The organism is Streptomyces sp. NPDC001393, from assembly GCF_053597455.1.
The window spans coordinates 48,846-68,967 of sequence record NZ_JBSFIH010000017.1; the positions used below are offsets into that span (position 1 = coordinate 48,846).

At 69.7% G+C, this 20,122-nt stretch carries 19 protein-coding genes and 1 pseudogene; 18 read left to right on the top strand and 2 right to left on the bottom strand.

Going from position 1 to position 20,122, the window contains the following annotated elements:
* The first annotated feature begins 16 nt into the window (after positions 1 to 16).
* The 3 genes from ACWC2T_RS20010 to ACWC2T_RS20020 all read left to right on the top strand — a co-directional run bounded on the left by ACWC2T_RS20010 (position 17) and on the right by ACWC2T_RS20020 (position 3,939).
* The gene (locus ACWC2T_RS20010; RefSeq protein WP_450671675.1) at positions 17 to 1,318 is read left to right on the top strand and encodes an acyl-CoA dehydrogenase family protein; all 1,302 of its coding nucleotides are present in this window, start codon (positions 17 to 19) and stop codon (positions 1,316 to 1,318) included.
* Positions 1,319 to 1,446: 128 nt separating this feature from the next.
* Positions 1,447 to 3,018: a class I adenylate-forming enzyme family protein gene (locus ACWC2T_RS20015; RefSeq protein ID WP_450671676.1), complete on the top strand. Its 1,572-nt coding sequence runs from the start codon at positions 1,447 to 1,449 to the stop codon at positions 3,016 to 3,018.
* Between the two features lie 54 nt (positions 3,019 to 3,072).
* On the top strand, positions 3,073 to 3,939 hold the full coding sequence (locus tag ACWC2T_RS20020; protein ID WP_450671677.1) for an SDR family NAD(P)-dependent oxidoreductase: 867 nt from the start codon (positions 3,073 to 3,075) through the stop codon (positions 3,937 to 3,939).
* 12 nt (positions 3,940 to 3,951) lie between these two features.
* Here the strand turns inward: ACWC2T_RS20020 and ACWC2T_RS20025 are convergent.
* Positions 3,952 to 5,092: pseudogene (locus tag ACWC2T_RS20025) on the bottom strand (SpoIIE family protein phosphatase); the annotation flags it as partial.
* Positions 5,093 to 5,253: 161 nt separating this feature from the next.
* Here ACWC2T_RS20025 and ACWC2T_RS20030 point away from each other — a divergent pair.
* The 7 genes from ACWC2T_RS20030 (at position 5,254) to dmpG (ending at position 11,467) form a co-directional block, all read left to right on the top strand.
* Positions 5,254 to 5,415: a hypothetical protein gene (locus tag ACWC2T_RS20030; RefSeq protein ID WP_450671678.1), complete on the top strand. Its 162-nt coding sequence runs from the start codon at positions 5,254 to 5,256 to the stop codon at positions 5,413 to 5,415.
* A 158-nt stretch (positions 5,416 to 5,573) separates the two neighbouring features.
* Entirely contained in the window at positions 5,574 to 6,185 is a 612-nt protein-coding gene (locus ACWC2T_RS20035) for a helix-turn-helix domain-containing protein (RefSeq protein WP_450671679.1), read from the top strand.
* Positions 6,186 to 6,749: 564 nt separating this feature from the next.
* Positions 6,750 to 7,727, top strand: coding sequence for a zinc-binding dehydrogenase (locus tag ACWC2T_RS20040; RefSeq protein ID WP_450671680.1), 978 nt, complete (start codon positions 6,750 to 6,752; stop codon positions 7,725 to 7,727).
* A gap of 10 nt (positions 7,728 to 7,737) precedes the next feature.
* Complete coding sequence (locus ACWC2T_RS20045) at positions 7,738 to 8,679, top strand: 3-carboxyethylcatechol 2,3-dioxygenase (RefSeq protein ID WP_450671681.1); 942 nt, start codon at positions 7,738 to 7,740, stop codon at positions 8,677 to 8,679.
* 6 nt (positions 8,680 to 8,685) lie between these two features.
* On the top strand, positions 8,686 to 9,483 hold the full coding sequence (locus ACWC2T_RS20050) for a 2-keto-4-pentenoate hydratase (RefSeq protein WP_450671682.1): 798 nt from the start codon (positions 8,686 to 8,688) through the stop codon (positions 9,481 to 9,483).
* Positions 9,480 to 10,442, top strand: coding sequence for an acetaldehyde dehydrogenase (acetylating) (locus tag ACWC2T_RS20055; protein WP_450671683.1), 963 nt, complete (start codon positions 9,480 to 9,482; stop codon positions 10,440 to 10,442). Before ACWC2T_RS20050 ends, ACWC2T_RS20055 begins: the two co-directional genes overlap by 4 nt.
* Positions 10,439 to 11,467 carry a 4-hydroxy-2-oxovalerate aldolase gene (gene dmpG, locus ACWC2T_RS20060; protein WP_450671684.1) on the top strand — a complete coding sequence of 343 codons (1,029 nt, stop codon included), beginning with the start codon at positions 10,439 to 10,441 and terminating at the stop codon, positions 11,465 to 11,467. The genes ACWC2T_RS20055 and dmpG overlap by 4 nt, the downstream gene beginning before the upstream one ends.
* Before the next feature lie 78 nt (positions 11,468 to 11,545).
* Here the strand turns inward: dmpG and ACWC2T_RS20065 are convergent, their stop codons facing one another.
* On the bottom strand, positions 11,546 to 12,400 hold the full coding sequence (locus tag ACWC2T_RS20065; protein ID WP_450671685.1) for an IclR family transcriptional regulator: 855 nt from the start codon (positions 12,398 to 12,400) through the stop codon (positions 11,546 to 11,548).
* A gap of 306 nt (positions 12,401 to 12,706) precedes the next feature.
* Here ACWC2T_RS20065 and ACWC2T_RS20070 point away from each other — a divergent pair, with 306 nt between their 5' ends.
* The 8 genes from ACWC2T_RS20070 to ACWC2T_RS20105 all read left to right on the top strand — a co-directional run bounded on the left by ACWC2T_RS20070 (position 12,707) and on the right by ACWC2T_RS20105 (position 20,094).
* Positions 12,707 to 14,032, top strand: coding sequence for an aromatic ring-hydroxylating dioxygenase subunit alpha (locus ACWC2T_RS20070; protein WP_450671686.1), 1,326 nt, complete (start codon positions 12,707 to 12,709; stop codon positions 14,030 to 14,032).
* A complete protein-coding gene (locus ACWC2T_RS20075; RefSeq protein ID WP_450671687.1) occupies positions 14,029 to 14,376 on the top strand; it encodes a bifunctional 3-phenylpropionate/cinnamic acid dioxygenase ferredoxin subunit in 348 nt (115 codons plus the stop codon). Before ACWC2T_RS20070 ends, ACWC2T_RS20075 begins: the two co-directional genes overlap by 4 nt.
* Complete coding sequence (locus ACWC2T_RS20080; protein WP_450671688.1) at positions 14,373 to 15,593, top strand: NAD(P)/FAD-dependent oxidoreductase; 1,221 nt, start codon at positions 14,373 to 14,375, stop codon at positions 15,591 to 15,593. The genes ACWC2T_RS20075 and ACWC2T_RS20080 overlap by 4 nt, the downstream gene beginning before the upstream one ends.
* A 93-nt stretch (positions 15,594 to 15,686) precedes the next feature.
* On the top strand, positions 15,687 to 16,238 hold the full coding sequence (locus ACWC2T_RS20085) for a 3-phenylpropionate/cinnamic acid dioxygenase subunit beta (protein ID WP_450671689.1): 552 nt from the start codon (positions 15,687 to 15,689) through the stop codon (positions 16,236 to 16,238).
* Positions 16,239 to 16,252: 14 nt separating this feature from the next.
* Positions 16,253 to 17,119: an alpha/beta fold hydrolase gene (locus tag ACWC2T_RS20090; RefSeq protein WP_450671690.1), complete on the top strand. Its 867-nt coding sequence runs from the start codon at positions 16,253 to 16,255 to the stop codon at positions 17,117 to 17,119.
* 3 nt (positions 17,120 to 17,122) lie between these two features.
* Positions 17,123 to 17,962 carry a 3-(cis-5,6-dihydroxycyclohexa-1,3-dien-1-yl)propanoate dehydrogenase gene (gene hcaB / locus ACWC2T_RS20095; protein ID WP_450671691.1) on the top strand — a complete coding sequence of 280 codons (840 nt, stop codon included), beginning with the start codon at positions 17,123 to 17,125 and terminating at the stop codon, positions 17,960 to 17,962.
* A 45-nt stretch (positions 17,963 to 18,007) separates the two neighbouring features.
* Positions 18,008 to 19,597: an acyl-CoA synthetase gene (locus ACWC2T_RS20100; RefSeq protein WP_450671692.1), complete on the top strand. Its 1,590-nt coding sequence runs from the start codon at positions 18,008 to 18,010 to the stop codon at positions 19,595 to 19,597.
* Positions 19,594 to 20,094 carry a GNAT family N-acetyltransferase gene (locus ACWC2T_RS20105; RefSeq protein WP_450671693.1) on the top strand — a complete coding sequence of 167 codons (501 nt, stop codon included), beginning with the start codon at positions 19,594 to 19,596 and terminating at the stop codon, positions 20,092 to 20,094. Before ACWC2T_RS20100 ends, ACWC2T_RS20105 begins: the two co-directional genes overlap by 4 nt.
* Positions 20,095 to 20,122: the final 28 nt, after the last annotated feature.

Genomic DNA, 20,122 nt, shown 5'->3' on the forward strand with positions numbered 1-20,122 from the left:
CAAGGACGACGAAGTCATGACACAACGCAAGGACGCCGCGACATCTTCGGTTCGGCCGGGGCTGCCGTACGTGGAACAGAGTGGTTTCGAGATCCTCGGCGACGAGGAGCGCGCCATCCAGCAGGCGATGCACAAGTTCGCGCGGGAGGTGATGCGCCCGGCGGGCATCGCCATCGACAGGCTGAGCGCCGAGGAAGCGATCGCGCAGGGCTCCCCGTACTGGGAGTTCATGGCGACAGCCGCCTCGTCGGGAATCGAGTTCGACGCGACCTCCGACGACGTGCCGCCACGCGAGCTGGCCCGGATCCAGGCGATCGTCGTCGAGGAGTTCGGCTGGGGTGACGCGGGCCTCGCGGTCTCGCTGGCAGCCGCCGCCTTCCCGAACATGATGGCCAAGCGAGCCGGCAACCAGGAACTGGTCGAACTGACGGCGGGCAAGATCGGCGCCTGGGTCGCCTCCCAGCCGGACCGCGGTTCGGACGGCACGATGCTCTACCCCGCCGAGCGCCACGCCCTCGCCCCGCAGGGCAACAAGGGCAACCTCACCGCGAAGATCAGCGGTGGCGACATCGTGATCAACGGGCAGAGCTCCGCCTGGGTGTCCAACGGCCCGGTCGCCCAGGTCGCGATCCTGTCCATCGTCGCCGACTACGGCGACGGGTACTTCGACGGCGAGGGGCATCCGCACGGCGTCGAGGTCGTCGTTCCCCTCGACCTGCCCGGAGTGAGCCACGGCAAGCCGCTGGAGAAGCTGGGCAAGCGGGCCCTGCCCCAGGGTGAGCTGTACTTCGACGACGTCAGAGTCCCCGTGCGCTACGCCGTCTCGCTCGGCGAGGACTACTGGCACGGCCACGCGTCCACCTGGTCCACGGCGGGTGTGGCGATGGGCGAACTCATGACAGGGCTGGCCCGGGGGGCCTTCGAGTACGCGCTGGAGTATGTCCACGAGCGCCGCCAGGGCGGCGCGCTGCTGGCCGAGCACCAGATGGTGCAGAGCCGCCTGGGGGCCATGGCCCGCAAGGTGGAGACGATGCGCGCGGTGGCCCGCAGGGCCGCCGAGTACACGGCGCTCTCGCCGGCCAAACACCCCTACTACACCGGCGGCTCCAAGGTCACCTGCACCGATCTCGCCTTCGAGGTGGCCGATGAGGCCCTCCAGCTGTTCGGCGGTTACGGACTGACGCGCGAGTACCCGATGGAGAAGCTCTTCCGGGACGCCAGGGCCGCCCGTATCGAGGACGCCGAGAACCACCTGCTGAACATGAAGTTCGGCTACCTCAACACGCTGCTGTACCAGGGCGGACGGGTCGGGGCCTGACCCCTCCGCACCGGCACGCCCGCTTAGCGGACTCCCGCTGCCGCGGGCTGTCGACGAGACCGACGAACCAGTACGACCGACCGATCCCCTGGCTGGGAGATCGACTTCGCAGACAAGGAATGACCAGCATGGCTGTGACCGACTTCTTCGACCGGGGCTGGCGCGCCTACCCGGACCGGGTGGCCTTCATCTCGGGGGAGCAGACGTTCACCTACACCGAGATCGGTGAGCTTTCGTGCCGCGTGGGGAACGCCTTGCTCGCCCATGGCATCGAGCCCGAGACCAAGGGCGCGGTTCTCGCCGCCAACGATCCCCTCGCGTGGGCCTGTGTTCTCGGCATGTGGCGGGCGGGGATGGCCTGGGTCCCGGTCAACCCCGCATACCCCAAGGAGGAGATCCAGCGGATGCTGGACAGCTTCGACTGCGAGGTGCTGTTCTGCCACGAGCGGTTCCTTCCGGTCGTGGAGCAGCTCCGCCCCGAACTGAAGCGACTGAAGACCGTGATCGCGCTGAGCGGGGACGCGCAAGCCCTGTCGGCGGCGGACGCGGTCCTGCTGGAGTCGTTCACCGAGGGAGCGTCCAGCGAGCTTCCCGACTACATCCCGGATGCGGATGTGGTGGCCGGGATCATGCCGACCGGCGGGACCACCGGGGCGCCGAAGGGCGCGATGAACACGCACCGCAGCCTCACCGTCGCCGCACTGCAGCACATGTTCGCCGCGCCGTACTCCTCGGACGAGCCGATCGTGAACCTGGTCGCCGCGCCGATGACCCACGCCGCCGGCACCCTCACGCTGCCGGTCACGGCCCGCGGCGGCACGATCGTGGTGATGCACCGCCCCGACCCGCTCGAACTGCTCGACCTACTGGAGAAGCACCGCGTCACGGAGCTTTACCTGCCGCCCACCGTCATCTACCGGATACTGGAGATACCGGGCATCGAGCAGCGGGACTTCTCCTCGCTGAAGTACTTCACCTACGGTGCGGCCCCCATGTCCACCGAGAAGCTGCGTCGCGCGATCGACGTCTTCGGCCCGGTGATGTTCCAGGGGTACGGTCAGGCGGAGGCCCCCACCGCGATCGCCTTCCTGCGCCCCGAGGAACACTTCCGCAACGGTGAGATCGCCGACGACGCCAGGCTGTCGGCGACGGGGCGGCCCGCACCGCTGGTGCGCGTCGAGATCCTCGACGAGAACGGCACCATCCTGCCCACCGGGGAGACCGGCGAAATCTGCGTGCGGGGCGACCTGCTGATGAAGGGGTACTACAACGCCCCGGAGAAGACCGCGGAGACCATCGTCGACGGATGGCTGCACACCGGCGACCTCGGCTACCTCGACCACGAGGGCTTCCTGCACATCACCGACCGCAAGAAGGACATGATCATCTCGGGTGGCTTCAACGTCTACCCGAGCGATGTGGAGCAGGTCATCTGGACGCATCCGGCGGTGCAGGACTGCGCTGTGATCGGCACACCGCACCCTGACTGGGGCGAGGCCGTCACCGCCGTCGTCGAGCTGAACGCCGGCGCACAGCTGGCGGAAGAGGAACTGGTGGCCTACTGCCGCCCCAAGCTCGGTGGCATCAAAACCCCGAAGAAGATCGTGTTCGTCGACGCCCTGCCCCGCAGCGCCAACGGGAAGGTGCTCAAGAAGGACATCCGTGAGCCCTTCTGGCGCGGGCACGAGCGCAGGATCTGACCGGCCACGGCGGACCCGACAGGCAAGGATCAACGGAGGGCCCGGCCGGTGGCAATGATCACGGGCGCGGCCGGCGGAATCGGTCTCGCTGTGACGCGGCGGTTGGCGCGCACGCACCGGGTCGCGCTGCTGGACATCGACGGTGACGCGGTGCGGCAGGCCGCAAAGGACCTGGGAGGCACGGCTCTCGCGCTCCGGTGCGACATCACCGACGGGGAGTCGGTCAAGGCCGCAGTCCAAGCCGTGGCCGAGGAGTTCGGCGCCATCGATGTCGCCGTGTCCAATGCGGGAATCGGTCCCGTGGGCACGGTGCGGCACCTCGATCCGTCGGTGCTCGCCACGGTGCTCGACGTCAACGTGACCGGCAACTGGCGGTTCATCCGAGCATGCCTGCCCCATCTCATCGCCAGCCGAGGGTACGTACTCGGCGTGGCCTCGGCGGCAGCGATCTTCGCCCCGCCCGGCGAGGGCATGTACGCGGCGAGCAAGGCCGGACTGGAGGCTCTGCTGGACGTGTTCCGGGTCGAGGTTGCTCACCTCGGTGTGGGCGTAGGTGTCGCCTACCCGATGTTCATCGACACGCCGATGGTGCGCGACGCCGACCGCGAGCACGCGGACTTTGCCCGGACGCGGGCGCGGCTGCCCGGGGCTGCCGGCAAGACCTTCCCGGTGTCGCTGGCCGCCGACCGCATCGTGCGGGGCATCCAGCGAAGGCAGCGCCGGGTGTTCATCCCGGGCTCACTGCGTCTGCAATACCTGCTGCGCGGCTTCCTTCCCGCTTTGCTGGACCGGAAACTGCGGCCGATCGCCGTCGAGGTGGATCAGCTCACCGAACAGAAGGTTGCCGGTAGAGGTGCTGCCGCGGGCGGCTGGAGCGCGGCCGTGCTGAGATCACAGAAATCTCAGCCGGGAGGAGACTGAACCGGCCTGAACTCAGGGGATGGACTGTTCGGCCCAGATCGTCTTGCCGGTGAGGGTGTGACGGGTGCCCCATCGTCGCGTGAGCTCGGCGACAAGGAAAAGGCCGCGACCGCCCTCGTCGAAGACGCGTGCGCGGCGCAGGTGGGGGCTGGTGTTGCTGGCGTCGGAGACCTCGCAGATCAGGGTCTGCTCCTTGATGAGGCGAAGCCTGATCGGCTCCGTGGCATACCGGATCGCGTTGGTGACCAATTCGCTGATCACCAACTCGGTGACGAAGGCGGCTTCATCCAGCCCCCATGCGCTCAACGTGTCGGCGGCGCGGCGGCGCACGTCGGCCACCGCCGCAGGATCACGGGGGACGTCCCAGGTGGCAACGTGGTCCTCGCCGAAGAGCCGGGGACGGGCCAGGAGGAGAGTGACATCGTCGGCCGCTGGTTCAGGACACAGGGTCTCCAAGACGGAGTCGCACAGTTCTTCCAGCGAGGGTCTGGGCTGGGCGAGGGCTCGACGAAGGTCGGAGAGCGCCTTGTCGGGGTCGCGATCCCGGGTTGCGAAGAGGCCGTCGGTGAACAACGCAAGCAGGCTTCCTTCGGGCAGGGAGATCTCCCTCGCCTCGAAGGGCAGACTGCCAAGGCCCAGCGGTGGTCCGGCAGGTAGGTCGACGCTGCTGCTGGTCCCGTCCGGGTGGATCAGGAGGGGAGCCGGGTGGCCTGCCCGGGCGAGAGAACAGGTCCCGGCGACCGGGTCGGATACGGCGTACAGGCAGGTGGCGCCTATGTCACCCGGTATGTCGCCGAGGTCACCTGCGGCTTCGTCGATCTGTTCGCCCGCAGTATGGGTCACGATGTCGTCCAGGTGGGTGAGGAGTTCGTCGGGCGGTAGCTCGATGTCGGCGAGAGTACGCACGGCGGTTCGGAGCCTCCCCATGGTCGCCGAGGCGTTGACCCGTGGCCAACAACGTCGCCGACCACGAGGCCCACCCTGGCCCCGGGGAGCGGTATCACGTCGAACCAGTCGCCGCCCGCCTGAGCGCCGCCGCCCGCGGGCACATAGCGCGCAGCCGACTCGATTGCCGAGTGCACGACCGGACGTGCGGCAGCAGGGCCTGCTGCAGGGTGAGGGCGACGTCGCGTTCCCGAGTGAACTTTCTCGCCCGGCGCCCTGGACACGGCGGTCAACACATACAGAACCCAGTACCGGCCGTCAAAGGCACACCCGGAGCTCTACCTGATCATCTCGGCGAACCTCATCGCGGCCGACACGGAGGAAGAGGCTCACGAGCAGACCCGAGGCGCGCATCGGGACCGGGCCCGGATGCTGCTCGCCCGCGACGCCGACCTGTCCGACGCTGAAGTGGACCGGCTGCTGGAAACACCCGCCGGCCGCCAGATCGAGGCGATGACGGTGCACATCGCGGTCGGGACCCCGCCGCAGGTGCACGACACGCTGGCCCAGCGCACCGGCGCCGACGGGTGATGCTGGTCCCCTGGGCAGCCGAGCGCCGGGACCGGATCCGGGCCGTCGAACTGGTCACCGCCCCGGCGGGGGTTCGCTAGGCCCTATCGCCTGCCTGGCCCGTCTCGCCGGAACGGGCTGACGAATGGGTCGTCGACCGGACCTCATAGAGTGGGTTCGTGTCACAAGGAAACGCCGTCGTCGCGCGCAACCTACGCCTTCTGAGGGAGCAGCGCGGATTCTCCATCGCCGAGCTGGCCCGACGGGCAGGGCTGGCCAAGCAAACGCTGTCGAATCTGGAACAGGGGACGGGCAACCCCACGGTCGACACCCTGTTCTCCATCGCAGGGGCACTAGGCGTTCCGGTGACCCGGCTGGTGGCCGAGCGGGAGCAGGTGATCACCGTGCAGCGGGGCGACGACGTCGTGTGGCAGAAGCACGGCGGATACGAAGCCCGGTCACTCGACCACATCTATGGTTCGGGCGTCATCGAGAACTATGTGGTCCGTATCGCCCCCCACCCCGATGGCGTGGGCAAGCCCTCCGAGCCGCACCCAGTGGGCACTCTGGAGCACCTGTACGTAATCAGCGGCAGGGTGCGCGTGGGACCTTCCGACAACCCACTGGAGCTGTCGGAAGGGGACTTCGCGCGCTACCCGGGCGATCGGCCCCATGTGTACGAGTCGCTGGCGGGCGAGAGCCTGGTGCACATCGTGGTGAGTGTGCCCCGCGTTCAGCCTGGCACGGGCGCTGCGAACCTCACACGAACCCACGGCAACGGAACGCGCTGAGCACTGCCGCGGCCGTCGTGCCATGCAGCGGCACGACTGCTTGGACCGACTGCGGCCAGGCACGAACCTGGCCTCAGCCGATCGCCCATGCGGTCCAGGATCTCGTACGCGGAGCGGGTTCGGGGACTTCGTGGTGCCCTCCCGGATCACCCGACTCGCCGGTTCCGGGCCGACCGCGACGGCCACGTGGGCGGACCGGCCGGGTCGGTGAAGCCGGTCCGCCCACCGGAAACACAGCGCCGCCTCCTTCACGAGCCACCCGGTGAGGTGTCCGTCCGAGCCGTCTTCGAGTTCAGACTCGGCTCCACGCGTGCCTGCGGCAGCGGCGCGCCCACAAGGGCGAAGCGAGCTGCGCGGCCCTCAGCAGAACTCGGTGTCTGTGGCAGCCAAAGATTCCCCTCATCGAGGACGGCACCGTTCACGCCTATGCCCCGCCACCACCCGGGTGCGCTCCGGCATGCCTCCCTCAGAGTCCCCTCTGCGGCATCGAACTCCGCTCACCTGCGTGCTGCACTGTGGCACACCGGCTGGAGCTCTGCCGCGCATCCGGGTGAACGTGACCTCGTGCTTGCTGCAACCGCCATTTCCCAGAGCGCCTCCGACCCCCTGTCGGGGCTGGTACTGCGCGACGTCCCGGAGCCCGAGCCGAGGCCCGGCTGGTCCCGGGTCCGTGTCGTCGCCTCCTCTCTCAACATGCACGACCTGTGGACCCTGCGCGGTGTGGGACATCCGCCGGAGCGTCTGCCGATCGTGCTCGGCTGCGACGCAGCCGGATACGACGACGACGGCAACGAGGTCATCGTCCACCCGGTGATCGGCGACCCGGACGCCGGACGCGGCGACGAGACCCTCGACCCGAACCGCGCGCTGCTGTCCGAACAGCACGACGGGGCCTTCGCCGAGTACCTGACCGTGCCCACCCGCAACCTGGTCCCGAAGCCCGCCTGGCTGTCCTTCGACGAGGCCGCCTGCCTGCCGGTCGCCTGGACCACGGCCTACCGCATGCTGTACACGCAGGCTCAGATCACCGCAGGCGACCGTGTCCTCGTGCAGGGCGCGGGTGGCGGGGTCGCCTCCGCCGCGATCAAGCTCGCGGTGGCGGCCGGTGCCGTCGTCTACACCACCAGCCGCAGCGAGGCCAAGCGCGCCGAGGCCCTCACCTGGGGTGTCCGGGCAGCGCTCCCCACCGGAGAACGGCTGCCCGAGCGCGTCGACGTCGTCATCGAGACGGTCGGCGAGGCGACCTGGTCGCACTCGCTGAAGTCCCTGCGGCCCGGCGGCACCGTCGTCGTCGCCGGAGCCACGAGCGGCGCCAATCCGCCCGCCGATCTGGGCCGCGTGTTCTACCTCCAGCAGCGCATCCTCGGCTCCACCGGCGGTACGCGCGCCGAACTGGTCGCGATGCTCCGCATGCTCGAAGCCACCGGTGCGCGACCGGTGATCGACAGGACCCTGCCGCTCACGGACATCCACAAGGGCTTCCAGCTCATGATCGACGGCGGGCTGACCGGCAAGCTCGTCATCCACCCGCCCACGCAGTAAGGACCCCGCCATGACCGCAGCCGCCGTCGGACTCTCCCACTCGCCCCTCATCGGCAAGAACGACCCTGCTCCGGACGTCCTGGCCCGCGTGAACCAGGCCATCGACAAGGCCAGGGCCTTCGTCCGCGCCTTCGACCCGGAACTCGTGGTGCTCTACGCGCCCGACCACTACAACGGCTTCTTCTACAAGGAGATGCCCCCGTTCTGCCTGGCCACCGAGGCCCACGCCGTGGGCGACTTCGGCTCCCGGGCCGGAACGCTGTCGGTCGACACCGCCGCGGCGAAGGCACTGGCCCAAGGGGTGCTCGACGCCGGCGTCGACCTGACCATCTCGTCCCGGATGACCGTGGACCACGGGTTCGCGCAGCCGCTCGAAGTGCTGTTCGGCGGCATCGACCAGGTGCCGGTCGTTCCGGTGTTCATCAATGGTGTCGCCACCCCGCTGGGCCCGGTCAGCCGCGTCCGGGCGCTGGGCACGGCGCTGGGGCGGGCCGCCGCCGGACTCGACAAGCGGGTGCTCTTCCTCGCCTCCGGCGGCTTGTCCCACGACCCGCCTGTTCCGGTCCTGGACGGCGCACCGCCCCGCGTCGCCGACGCGCTCATCGAGGGACACCCTCCGACGCCGGAGCAGCGCGCCAAGGGCGAGGAGCGTGTGGTCCAGGCCGGACGGGACTACGCCGCCGGATCGACGGCGATGATCCCGATCAACCCCGTCTGGGACAACCGGCTTCTCGACCACCTGGAGCGCGGCGAACTCACGGAGTTCGACTCCTGGACGGTCGAGGACATGGCCAAGGAAGGCGGAGGCTCCGCCCACGAGGTCCGCACCTGGATCGCGGCGTATGCCTCTCTCGCGGCGGCTTCGGGTTCGTACGAGATGACCTCCCGCTTCTACGAGGCGATCCCCGCGTGGATCGCCGGATTCGCGGTCACCACGGCGAAGGGACGGTGAACGGCCATGACCCGTACGGCAGTTGACGAGGCGGCCCACAGACTCGCCACCGCACTGGACGAAGGCCGGCCCGTGGCTCCGGTCCGTGACCTGCTCGGCGAGCACGACATCGCAGCCGCCTACGCCGTGCAGCAGGCGCTCACCCGGCGCCGATTGGCCGCGGGCGCCCTGGTGGTCGGCCGGAAGATCGGCCTGACCTCCCCAGCCGTGCAGCAGCAACTCGGCGTCGACCAGCCCGACTTCGGCGTGCTCTTCGCCGACATGGACGTCTCGGGCCTGCCCGAGGTGCCATCCGGCCGACTGCTCCAGCCCAAGGCCGAGGCGGAGATCGCCTTCGTGCTCAAGGAAGACCTGACCGACGGCGACCTCGAGCTTGCACGGATACGGGAGGCCGTGGACTACGCGGTCGCCGCCCTGGAGATCGTCGACAGCCGCATCGCCGACTGGGACATCACCCTCACCGACACGGTCGCGGACAACGCCTCCAGCGGACTGTTCGTGCTCGCCGAACACCGGCTCACCCTCGACGAGTTCGAGCCGCGCGAGACCACCATGCGGCTGTACGCCGACGACGTCCTCGTCTCCGAGGGCAACGGCGCCGCCTGCCTCGGCGACCCGCTCAACGCCCTGGCCTGGCTGGCCCGCACAGCCGTGTCGCTAGGCGAGCCGCTGCGCGCGGGGCAGGTAGTCCTGTCCGGCGCGCTCGGTCCCATGGTCCCCGCCCCGTCCGGAACCCGGATCCGCGCCGAGATCAGCTCACTCGGCGAAGTCACCGCCGCCTTCTCCGAAAAGAGAGACGCATGAATCCCCCCAAGACCAAGGTCGCCATCATCGGATCGGGCAACATCGGCACCGACCTGATGATCAAGATCCTGCGCCTGTCGGACACCCTGGAAGTCGGCGCCATGGTCGGCATCGACCCCGCCTCCGACGGCCTGGCCCGCGCCGCACGCCTGAAGGTCCCCACGACCCACGAGGGCGTCGAGGGTCTCATCGCCATGCCGCACTTCGACGACATCGAGATCGTCTTCGACGCGACTTCGGCCAGGGCCCATCTGGCCAATGCCCACCGGCTCGCACCGTACGGCAAGAAGCTCATCGACCTCACGCCCGCTGCCATCGGCCCGTTCGTCGTACCGCCCGTCAACCTGGAGGAGCACCTCGACGCGGGGGCCGACAACCTCAACATGGTCACCTGCGGCGGCCAGGCCACCATCCCCATGGTCGCGGCCGTCTCCGCGGTGACCGACGTCCATTACGCGGAGATCGTCGCCTCGATCGCCTCCAAGTCGGCCGGTCCCGGCACCCGCGCCAACATCGACGAGTTCACCGAGACCACCTCGCACGCCATCGAGAAGGTCGGCGGCGCGGCCCGTGGCAAGGCGATCATCGTCCTCAACCCGGCGGAGCCTCCCCTGATCATGCGGGACACGGTCTTCTGCCTCACCGGTGACGTCGACCAGGACGCAGTACGTGCCTCCGTCAAGGAGATGGCCGAGCGGGTGGCGCAGTACGTGCCCGGCTACCGGCTGAAGCAGGAGGTGCAGTTCACCCCGATCGCGGCCGGTGAACCCGTGCACACCCTGGTGCCGGACGGCGCCGGCCCGGTGACCACCCGCATCTCGGTGTTCCTCGAAGTCGAGGGCGCCGCTCACTACCTGCCCGCCTATGCGGGAAACCTCGACATCATGACCTCGGCCGCTCTGCGCGTGGCCGAGTCGATCGCCCAGCGCGAGACCGCCCCCTCGGAGGCCCACCGATGAGCCCCAATCTGTACATCCAGGACGTGACCCTGCGGGACGGGATGCACGCCATCCGGCACCGCATCGACCCCGCTGACGTGGGCCGCATCGCGGCGGCCCTCGACGCGGCCGGCGTCGACGCCATCGAGGTCGCGCACGGCGACGGTCTGGCGGGCGGTTCGCTGAACTACGGTCCGGGCAGCCACACCGACTGGGAGTGGATCGAGGCCGCGGCGGACGCGATCGAGAACGCCGTGCTCACGACCCTGCTCCTCCCCGGTATCGGCACCATCGCCGAACTGGAGCGCGCCCACGCTCTCGGCGTGCGCTCGGTGCGCATCGCCACGCACTGCACCGAGGCGGACATCGCCGCCCAGCACATCGCCAAGGCCCGCGACCTCGGCATGGACGTGTCCGGCTTCCTGATGATGAGCCACATGGCCCCGGCCGCCGAACTCGCCGCCCAGGCCAAGCTCATGGAGTCCTACGGCGCCCACTGCGTGTATGTCACCGACTCCGGCGGCCGCCTCACCCTGGACGGCGTACGCGAGCGCGTCCGCGCCTACCGGGATGTCCTCGACGAGGGCACCGCGATCGGTGTGCACGCACACGAGAACCTCTCGTTGTCGGTCGCCAACAGCGTCATCGCCGTCGAGGAGGGCGTCACCCGCGTCGACGCCTCCCTCGCCGGGCAGGGCGCGGGGGCCGGCAACTGTCCCATCGAGGCGTTCATCGCCGTGGCGAACCTGCAGGGCTGGAAGCACGGCTGCGACCTGTTCGCACTCCAGGATGCCGCCGACGACCTGGTCCGCCCGCTTCGCGACCGCCCGGTCCAGGTGGACCGAGAGACGCTCACCCTCGGCTATGGAGGCGTCTACTCCTCCTTCCTGCGCCACGCCGAGATCGCCGCGCAGCGCTACGGCGTCGACGCGCGCACGCTCCTGCTGGAGGTGGGCCGACGGGGCCTGGTCGGCGGTCAGGAGGACATGATCGTGGACATCGCGCTGGACCTCACGTCGGGCGGGACAACCGCAACCGGTCGTTGAGGCCCCCGGGGGGCAACCACAGGCTGGCCCCCCTTCACCTGCCGGGCTGCTGCGCGAGTCGCGGCGGCCCCGGTTCGGTCATGCCGCCCGAACCTCGGCGAGCCCGGACAGTGCGGCGGTCCGGGGCGTCGCCGCGTTGACCGTGCGCGCCGCCGCGTGGGCCACCCGGCGGAGGGCCGGTGCGTAGCGGACGGGATCGAACCGCCCATCGGTGCCCGCGACGGAGAGGGCGGCCACCGGACGCCCGGCGGACCCCATGATCGGCACTGCGACGCAGATGAGGCCGGAGACGGCCTCTTGGCGGTCGAAGGCGAGGCCGTCACTGCGGATGCGTCCCAGCTCGGCCCGGAAACGGTCGGGATCGGTCACCGTGTTGCTGGTGCGGGCCGTCAGCCCCGCCGCGATCGCCGCCTCTGCGGCGTCGTGGTCGTAGGCGAGGAGCGCCTTGCCCACCCCCGTGCAGTGTGCCGGCAGGCGGGCACCGACGCGTGACGGGGAGCGGAACGCCCGGTGCCCGTGGATCTTGTCGACGTAGACGATGTCGGTGCCGTGCAGCACGGCGAGGTGCACGGTTTCGTGAGTGAGCTCGTAGAGGTCCGCGAGGTGGGGAACGAGCCGTTCTTGCAGCACGGGAGGTGCCTGGCCGTAGACCCGGATACCGATGTCGAAGAGCTCAGTGCCCAGCCGGTAGTCGCTGCCCACCCGCTCGACGAGATCGTTGCGCTGCAGGATCCCCAGCAGCCGGAAGGCCGTCGACTTGGTCAGTCCCGCGCGGCGGGCCAGGTCGCTCACGCCGATCTGCCCGTCCACCTCGGCGAGGGACTTCAGCAGGACGAGGGCCTTGTCGACCGCGGTCTGCTGATCGGCTCCCCCGCAGGGATCTCCGTGCGGCGCGGGCTCGACGTGGGGTGAAACGGGTGAAGAGAGTGGCATGACGGCCTCCGGCGACTCTGCAGGGTGGCCACTTCAGTGGACGCCCGTCCATTTTAAATGGCCGATGTCAGGACTGTAAACGGAAGCGGACGTCTCCTGTGTGTGAGGTTGCCGACTCCTGCGGCGCTGTGCCGTATCCCGGCACGACTGCTGGGCGATGTGCAGCCGAACGGCTTTTCCTGAGCCCATGCAGCGACAGCCCAGTGACGGGACGAGCCTCCGGACGGACCCGGGGCGCTCACCGGAACCGGCCACCACCGTCCCGTGCCGCATTTCGAGCACGAACCAGCCCGAGGAGGTCCAGCGATGACAACCGCGCCCACGCGCCGGGGAGACCGGCTTGCCGGCGTGCCGGAGACATCGGTCGACGTCGCCCCCTACTTCGACCTGGACCGGGGGCTGGTCGACCGCACGATCTTCAGCGATCAGGCCCTCTACCGGCAGGAACTGCGTCGCATCTTCGCACCGAGCTGGCTGTTCCTCGCGCACGAGAGCCAGTTCTCGAAGCCGGGCGACTTCTTCACCACGTACATGGGTGAGGATCCCGTCATCGTCACGATGGGGCGTGATCGCAAGCTGCGGGCGTTCCTCAACGCCTGCCGGCACCGGGGCATGCGGGTCTGCCGCGCCGACGCGGGCGCCACGAAGGCGTTCACATGCAGCTACCACGGCTGGTCCTACGACACGTCCGGGAAGCTGACCAACGTACCCAATGGCGAGGACTACCCGGCCCACTTCGATCAGGACCAGTGGGGTCTGATCGAGGTCGCCCAGCTCGACACCTACAAGGGACTCGTCTTCGCGACCTGGAACCCCGAGGCCCCGCCGCTCGTCGAGGCGCTCGGCGGACTTGCCTGGTACCTGGACGCCATGCTCGACCGGGATCCGGAGGGCACCGAGGTCGTGGGCGGCGTGCACAAGTGGGTGCTGGAAGGCAACTGGAAGCTCGCGGCGGAGCAGTTCGCCTCCGACTGGTACCACGTCAACATCTCGCATGCCTCCGCGCTGATGGTGATGTCGCCGAGCGGCAAGGGGCCGAAGACGGAGATCGTGCAGACGCCGGGTCGCCAGTACACCGACTCCCTCGGACACGGTCACGGCTTCCCCACCCACCCCAAGAGCCGTTTCGACGACCGGGTCGTGCACGAGTGGTACGACTACGCCGCGCTGCGCGAACGGCTCGGTGACGCCCGCGTCGAGGGCCCCATGACCACCGGACACGGCACGGTCTTCCCCAACTTCTCCTATCTGCCGGTCAACGGCTCCATCCGGGTCTGGCACCCCAAGGGTCCGGACAAGATGGAGGTCTGGGCCTGGACCATCGTCGACAAGTCCATGCCCGACGAGGTCAAGAACGCCCAACGCCTCTACAACCTGCGTACGTTCGGACCGTCCGGCATCTTCGAGCAGGACGACGGCGAGAACTGGAGCGAGGTCCAGGCCACCGCCCACGGCTTCGTGGCCGGCTCCATGACCCTCAACTACCAGATGGGCCTGGGACTTGAGGCCGACGACGGCGTTCACCCCGGTACCACCGGGCGCCTCTACACCGACGGCGCGGCCCGCGGCTTCTACGCCCGCTGGCGCGACCTGATGAACACCCCCGCATGGCACGAGAAGGACACCCCATGAGCACCATCGGCACTGGAATTCGGGTCGCCGCCGTCGGCGAGATCGAAGGCGGTGAAGCACTGCGGGTGCCCGCCGAGACCACCGGCCACACCGACGCCATCTCCGTCTTCCACGACGGCGGTGCCTACTACGCCCTCGACGACACCTGCTCCCACGGCCAGGCCTCGCTCGCTGACGGCTGGATCGAGGACGGCGAGGTGGAATGCCCCCTGCACAGCGCCCGGTTCTGCCTGAAGTCCGGCGAACCGCAGTGCATGCCCGCCACCCTCGCCCAGCGCACCCACCGGGTCGAGGAGCGCGACGGCGGCATCTGGCTGCACCCCGGTGAGGAGGCCGGCGCATGAGTGCCCCGCGGAGGATCGCCGTCGTCGGCGCCGGCCTGGCCGCCGTGTCGACGGCCGACGCACTGCGCAGCGAAGGATACGACGGCGACATCGCCCTCTACTCGGCCGAGCGCGGACTTCCCTACGACCGTCCGCCCCTGAGCAAGGACGTGCTCCTCGGCAAGGCCCGCCGCCCGGACATCCTGCTGCGGCCCGAGCAGTGGTACGAGGAGCAGCGCGTCGAACTCCACGACGGCACCCCCGTCCGGGCTGTCCGCCCGCACGAGGGCGGCCTGGAACTGGCCGACGGGCGCTTGATCAGGACCGACCGGATCGTGCTGGCCACCGGCGGCACGCCCCGCGCGCTGCCGGTACCCGGGGGCGACGGCCCGGCCGTCCATGTCCTGCGCACGTGGGAGGAGGCCGAGCGCCTGCGGGAGCGGCTGCTGCCCGGTGCCCGGATCGCCGTGATCGGAGCCGGCCTGATCGGAGCCGAGACCGCGGCCGTCGCCCACAGCCTGGGCTGCCGCGTCACCCTGATCGACCCGGTCCCGGTGCCGCTGGCGGCGGTGGTCGGGGAGGACATCGCGAGTGCTCTGCACCTCAGGCATTCCGCCGAAGGGATCAAGGTGCTGACGGCCGGTGTCGAGCACGTCGAACGCCGTCCCGGCAGCCTCGGAGTCCTGGTGCAGCTTTCCGGGTACAGCGGAGCCGTCTCCGTCGACACAGTCGTGGCCGGTATCGGCATTCGCCCGGCCACTGAACTCGGCGAAGCCGCCGGACTCCACGTGGACAACGGCATCGTGGTGACTCCCGGGCAGCGGACCTCCCACCCGAACGTCCTCGCCGTGGGTGACGTGGCGCGCCTTGACGGCCATCGCGTCCGGCACGAGCACTGGGAGGCGGCCCAGCGGGACGGGGAGGCTGCCGCTCGCGGCATCCTCGGCCGCCCGGTTCCGGAGCCTGGTTCCACGTGGTTCTGGTCCGACCGGCACGGCTCCCGGGTGGAGGCGGTCGGCACCATGGCGGAAGCCGAGCGGACGGTGCTGCGCGGGACACCGGACGGCGGTGCCTTCACGGTCTTCGGCTTGCGCGGCAACCGGCTGGTGGCCGCGGCCGCCATCGACCGAGCGCGTGACATCAAGGCCGCCCGGCGTCTCATCGACCGCGGCATTGAGGTGGAGCCGTCGCGGCTCGCCGACGAAGGAACCGACCTGCGCACCCTGCTGAAGCGCTGACGCCCGTGCCGTCCACCGGCACGCAAGCTCCCCGAAACGCCCCCTCCGCGCTGGAATGACAGCACTCAGCGCGGCCCGCAGGAGGACCCACTGATGAGCATTCACTCTCCGGAGGCGACCGCACCGGTCGTCGACGAGGACATTCGGCTTCACTTCGAGGTGCAGCGCCTGTACGCCGTGGAGGCACAGCTGCTCGACCAGCACCGGTACGCCGACTGGCTGGAGCTGCTCGCCGACGACCTGCACTACTGGGCACCGGTGCGCACCAACCGGCTGCGGCGCCAGCAGGCCCTGGCCGACGGCTCGCCCGGCGAGGTGGCGATCTTCGACGAGACCAAGGCGAGTCTGGCCTGGCGGATCCGCCGTTTCGACTCCGGCATGGCCTGGGCCGAGGACCCGCCCTCCCGCACCCGCCACCTGATCACCAACGTGACGGTACGGGCGGGCGAGGAGCCGGGCGAATACGTCGCCGAGTCCGCCTTCCTCTGCTACCGCAACCGTCTGGAGCGCGAGGTCGACATCTACGCCGGCGGCCGCACGGACGTGCTGCGCCGAGGTGCGGACGGCTCACTGCTGATCGCCCGCCGCACGATCCTGCTCGACCAGAACGTCCTGCTCGCCAAGAACATCAGCACCTTCCTGTGAACCGGAGCCCGCTCGTGACCACTGAAGAAACCGCAGACGTCAAGCTCATCGAGCACACCGTGCAGACCACGCTCGGCACCATCGCGGTCAGCGAGGCCGGTGAGGGGCCGGTACTGGTCATGCTGCACGGTGGCGGCCCCGGCGCGAGCGCGGTGGCCAACTACCACCAGAATCTGCCCGCGCTCACCCGGCAGTTCCGCGTGATCCTGCCCGACCAGCCCGGGTTCGGCGGAAGCTACCGCCCGACCGAGGCTGACCTGGACGCCCGCAGCATCACCGAGATCACGGTCGACGCGCTGCTTCAGACGCTGGACGCGCTGGGCATCGACCGCTTCCACCTGCTCGGCAACAGCCTTGGCGGAGCTGCCGCCATCGCCACCGCGCTCGAAGCCACCGAGCGGGTCGAGAAGTTGGTGCTGATGGCGCCGGGCGGCGGCTGGCTGCCCTTCGGCCCGACCCCGACCGAGGGCCAGAAGGCCATGTTCCGTTACTACAACGGCGAGGGCCCCACGCTGAAGAAGATGCGGGACTTCATCGGCGTGATGACCGCCGAGCCCAAGCGCTGGGCCGACACCGCCCAGGCCCGCTACGAGGCCTCCCTCGACGAGACCCACATCGCCTTCTACCACGCCTACAACGCCGCCTTCGCCAAACGGCACGGCATGGACCCGCTCTGGCAGCGCGTGCACAAGATCAAGTGCCCGACCCTGCTGCTGTGGGGCCGTGACGACCGCACCATCACCCTCGACGGCGCCCAGCTGATGCTCAAGCAGATCCGTGACGTCCAACTGCACGTCTTCGGCGGCTGCGGCCACTGGGTCCAACTGGAACGGCAGGCGGAGTTCGAACGCCTGGTCACCGACTTCCTCAAGGAGCACTGACCCATGGGCTGGCTGGAGGGCGAGGTCGCCCTGATCACCGGCGGCGGCTCCGGCATCGGCCGCGCGGTCGCCCTGCGCTACCTCGCCGAGGGCGCCAGCGTCGCCATTCTCGGGCGCGGAGCCACACAGTTGGAGGAGGTCGTAGAGGCCGCGGGTGACCGGGCCGACCGGGTGCTGACGCTCACCGGCGACGTACGGTCTCCCGAGGACCTGCACCGCGCCGTCGAGGCCACCGTCGCCCGGTTCGGCAAGCTGGACATCCTCGTCCCGAACGCAGGCATCTGGGACTACCACCGCAGCGTCACCCGTCTCGACGGCAAACAACTCTCCGAGGCCTTCGACGAGATCTTCGGCATCAACGTCAAGGGCTACATCCTGGCCGTAGAGGCAGCCTGGCGGGAACTGGTGGCCACCCGCGGCAGCATCGTCATGACCCTGTCCAACGCCTCCTTCCACACCGACGGCGGCGGCGCCCTCTACACGGCCAGCAAGCACGCCTGCCTCGGCCTGGTCCGCCAGTTCGCCTACGAACTGGCGCCGAAGGTCCGCGTCAACGGCGTCGCCACCGGCGGTATGCGCACCAAGCTGCGCGGTCCGGAGAGCCTGGGACTGCAGGACCGCACGCTGGCCGCGTCTTTCGAAAAGAACGAGGCCTCCGGCGCCGAACAACCGCCCCTGATACCGCTGTACGACTCCAGCGTCGAACCCGAGGACTTCACCGGGCCCTACGTCCTGCTCGCCTCCCGCACCGACAGCGGAACCGTCACCGGCGCAGTGATCCCCGCCGACGGAGGCATCGCCGTCCGGGGTTTCCGCACCCCCGCCGGCGGCGCCGGCCTGTAACCCTTCCCCGCACCCCGTACGCCAGCCATCGAAGGAGCCGCCGCCATGGCCGCCGTCGACATCAGCCCCGCCACGGCGCTGCACCGCAGAGCCCGGTACACAAGCCCGAGCGCGCTCGTCTACGAGGGCACCGAGATCTCCGCCGGCCGACTCAGCCGAACCGTCACCCGGTTCGCCGCCGGGCTGGCCGCGAACGGACTCCGCGGCGGTGACCGCGTCGCCTACCTCGGCCTCAACAGCGTGACCTTCTTCGAGACCCTGTTCGCCGCCGCCCAACTCGGGGCGGTCTTCGTCCCGGTCAACTTCCGGCTCGCACCCGACGAGGTGCGGCACATTCTGGTCGACAGCGGCGCCCACACCCTGGTCGTCGAGGAGGGCCACCGCGCACTGGTCGAGTCGATCATGAACGAGGTGCCCGCACGACGTCACGTCCTGATCGACACCGACCCCCAGTGCCCGGCGGCAGCCGCCCCCGCCGCTGTCTGGACGCCGCTGTCGGAACTGCTCGGCTCCGATCTGCCGGCCCGGGAACCCGCGACTCTGCACGACGACGACCTCGGCGTCCTCATGTACACCTCCGGCACCACCGGTCGCCCCAAGGGCGTCATGCTCACTCACGGCAACCTCTGGTGGAACGCGGCCAACGTCGACAGCGTCGTCGACACCCGTACCGCCGACGTGAACCTGGCCGTCGCCCCGCTCTTCCACATCGGCGGCCTCAACGCACTCACCCTGCGCACTCTGCTGCGCGGCGGCACAGTGATCCTGCGCCGCGGCTTCGACCCCGCCCAGTGCCTCGAAGACCTCGTCCAGCACCGAGTGAACAGCCTCTTCGCCGTCCCTGCCATGTTCGCCGCGCTGGCCCGCGTGCCAGGGTTCCACGAGGCCGATCTCAGTGCACTGCGAGCGGCGATCGTGGCGGGAGCACCGGTGCCGCCGCAACTCATCAGGGATTACGGCGAGCACGGCGTCCTGCTCCAGCAGGCATGGGGACTGACCGAGACGGCCCCCTTCGCCACCTACCTCCCGGCCGGGCTGACATCGGAGAAGGCAGGGTCGGCCGGTGCACCCATGCCGTACACCGAGGTCCGTCTGGTCGACCCCGCCACGGGCGCCGAGATCCGGGACATCGACATCCGTGGCGAGATGTGCGTGCGCGGCCCCAACGTCGCCTCCGGCTACTGGAACAACCCGGACGCCACCCGTTCCGCCTTCGACGAGGCCGGCTGGTTCCACAGCGGTGACATCGCCCATCGGGACAAGGACGGCTTGTACTACATCGTCGACCGCCTCAAAGACATGATCATCAGCGGCGGAGAGAACGTCTACCCGGCCGAGGTCGAACGCGTCCTGGCTGCCCTCCCCGGCGTCCTCGAGGCGGCCGTCATCGGTGTCCCCGACCCGAAGTGGGGCGAGACGGTCCTCGCCGTCCTCACCTGCGAGTCGGGCACGGCTCCCACCCTGGAGGAGGTACGGGCCTTCGCCGGTGGGCATCTGGCCAGGTACAAGCTGCCGACCCGGGTGGTGATCGCCGAACAACTGCCGCGCAACGGAAGCGGCAAGCTGGCCAAGAGTGAACTGCGCCGCTGGGTCGAGGCCCAGCAGCGCGCTGACATAGGTGTGAGCACCACATGATCACTTTCTCCGACCTGGCACCCACACCGCCCGAGCCCGTCCTGAACGCCGGCTGGGAACTACGTCCGATCGACGAGCCCGCGACCGCGTCCCCGCAGGCCGCCCGCACCTATACGGTTACCCCGGCAGGCGGCGGCCCGACGGCTCTGCTGCGCGTTCACCGCGTCCCACATCACCCGCTCCACGCCTGCTACCCGTTCGGCGCACACGACCTCGCCGTCGGGCTCGACCTTTCGGATCCGGGAGCGCCTGGTCAGGTGCTGGCCTCCCAGCTGCTGCGCGCATTCGTCTCCGCCCTCTTCGCCGCCGACTCCCGGTGCCGCCGCATCGTCGCCGCACCGGACGAGAGCGACACCGTCACTCAGGTCGTCTTGGAGGCTGGCGGCTTCCGCCGGGTCGCGGAGGCGGATCTGCCGGACGCCAGCGTGGTCCTCTACGCGGCGGAACCACCGGATATCACCCGTATATCCACCGCGCTGGACGACATGCCCCACTGATCAGCCCAGGTCCCCCGGCCGAGCCCGC

What these genes read in the sequence shown, in the direction of transcription:
- ACWC2T_RS20010 (WP_450671675.1), top strand. Translation starts at nt 17, where the DNA reads ATGACACAACGCAAGGACGCCGCGACATCTTCGGTTCGGCCGGGGCTG.
- ACWC2T_RS20015 (WP_450671676.1), top strand. Translation starts at nt 1,447, where the DNA reads ATGGCTGTGACCGACTTCTTCGACCGGGGCTGGCGCGCCTACCCGGAC.
- ACWC2T_RS20020 (WP_450671677.1), top strand. Translation starts at nt 3,073, where the DNA reads ATGATCACGGGCGCGGCCGGCGGAATCGGTCTCGCTGTGACGCGGCGG.
- ACWC2T_RS20030 (WP_450671678.1), top strand. Translation starts at nt 5,254, where the DNA reads ATGCTGCTCGCCCGCGACGCCGACCTGTCCGACGCTGAAGTGGACCGG.
- ACWC2T_RS20045 (WP_450671681.1), top strand. Translation starts at nt 7,738, where the DNA reads ATGACCGCAGCCGCCGTCGGACTCTCCCACTCGCCCCTCATCGGCAAG.
- ACWC2T_RS20050 (WP_450671682.1), top strand. Translation starts at nt 8,686, where the DNA reads ATGACCCGTACGGCAGTTGACGAGGCGGCCCACAGACTCGCCACCGCA.
- ACWC2T_RS20055 (WP_450671683.1), top strand. Translation starts at nt 9,480, where the DNA reads ATGAATCCCCCCAAGACCAAGGTCGCCATCATCGGATCGGGCAACATC.
- dmpG (WP_450671684.1), top strand. Translation starts at nt 10,439, where the DNA reads ATGAGCCCCAATCTGTACATCCAGGACGTGACCCTGCGGGACGGGATG.
- ACWC2T_RS20065 (WP_450671685.1), bottom strand. Translation starts at nt 12,400, where the DNA reads ATGCCACTCTCTTCACCCGTTTCACCCCACGTCGAGCCCGCGCCGCAC.
- ACWC2T_RS20070 (WP_450671686.1), top strand. Translation starts at nt 12,707, where the DNA reads ATGACAACCGCGCCCACGCGCCGGGGAGACCGGCTTGCCGGCGTGCCG.
- ACWC2T_RS20075 (WP_450671687.1), top strand. Translation starts at nt 14,029, where the DNA reads ATGAGCACCATCGGCACTGGAATTCGGGTCGCCGCCGTCGGCGAGATC.
- ACWC2T_RS20080 (WP_450671688.1), top strand. Translation starts at nt 14,373, where the DNA reads ATGAGTGCCCCGCGGAGGATCGCCGTCGTCGGCGCCGGCCTGGCCGCC.
- ACWC2T_RS20085 (WP_450671689.1), top strand. Translation starts at nt 15,687, where the DNA reads ATGAGCATTCACTCTCCGGAGGCGACCGCACCGGTCGTCGACGAGGAC.
- hcaB (WP_450671691.1), top strand. Translation starts at nt 17,123, where the DNA reads ATGGGCTGGCTGGAGGGCGAGGTCGCCCTGATCACCGGCGGCGGCTCC.
- ACWC2T_RS20100 (WP_450671692.1), top strand. Translation starts at nt 18,008, where the DNA reads ATGGCCGCCGTCGACATCAGCCCCGCCACGGCGCTGCACCGCAGAGCC.
- ACWC2T_RS20105 (WP_450671693.1), top strand. Translation starts at nt 19,594, where the DNA reads ATGATCACTTTCTCCGACCTGGCACCCACACCGCCCGAGCCCGTCCTG.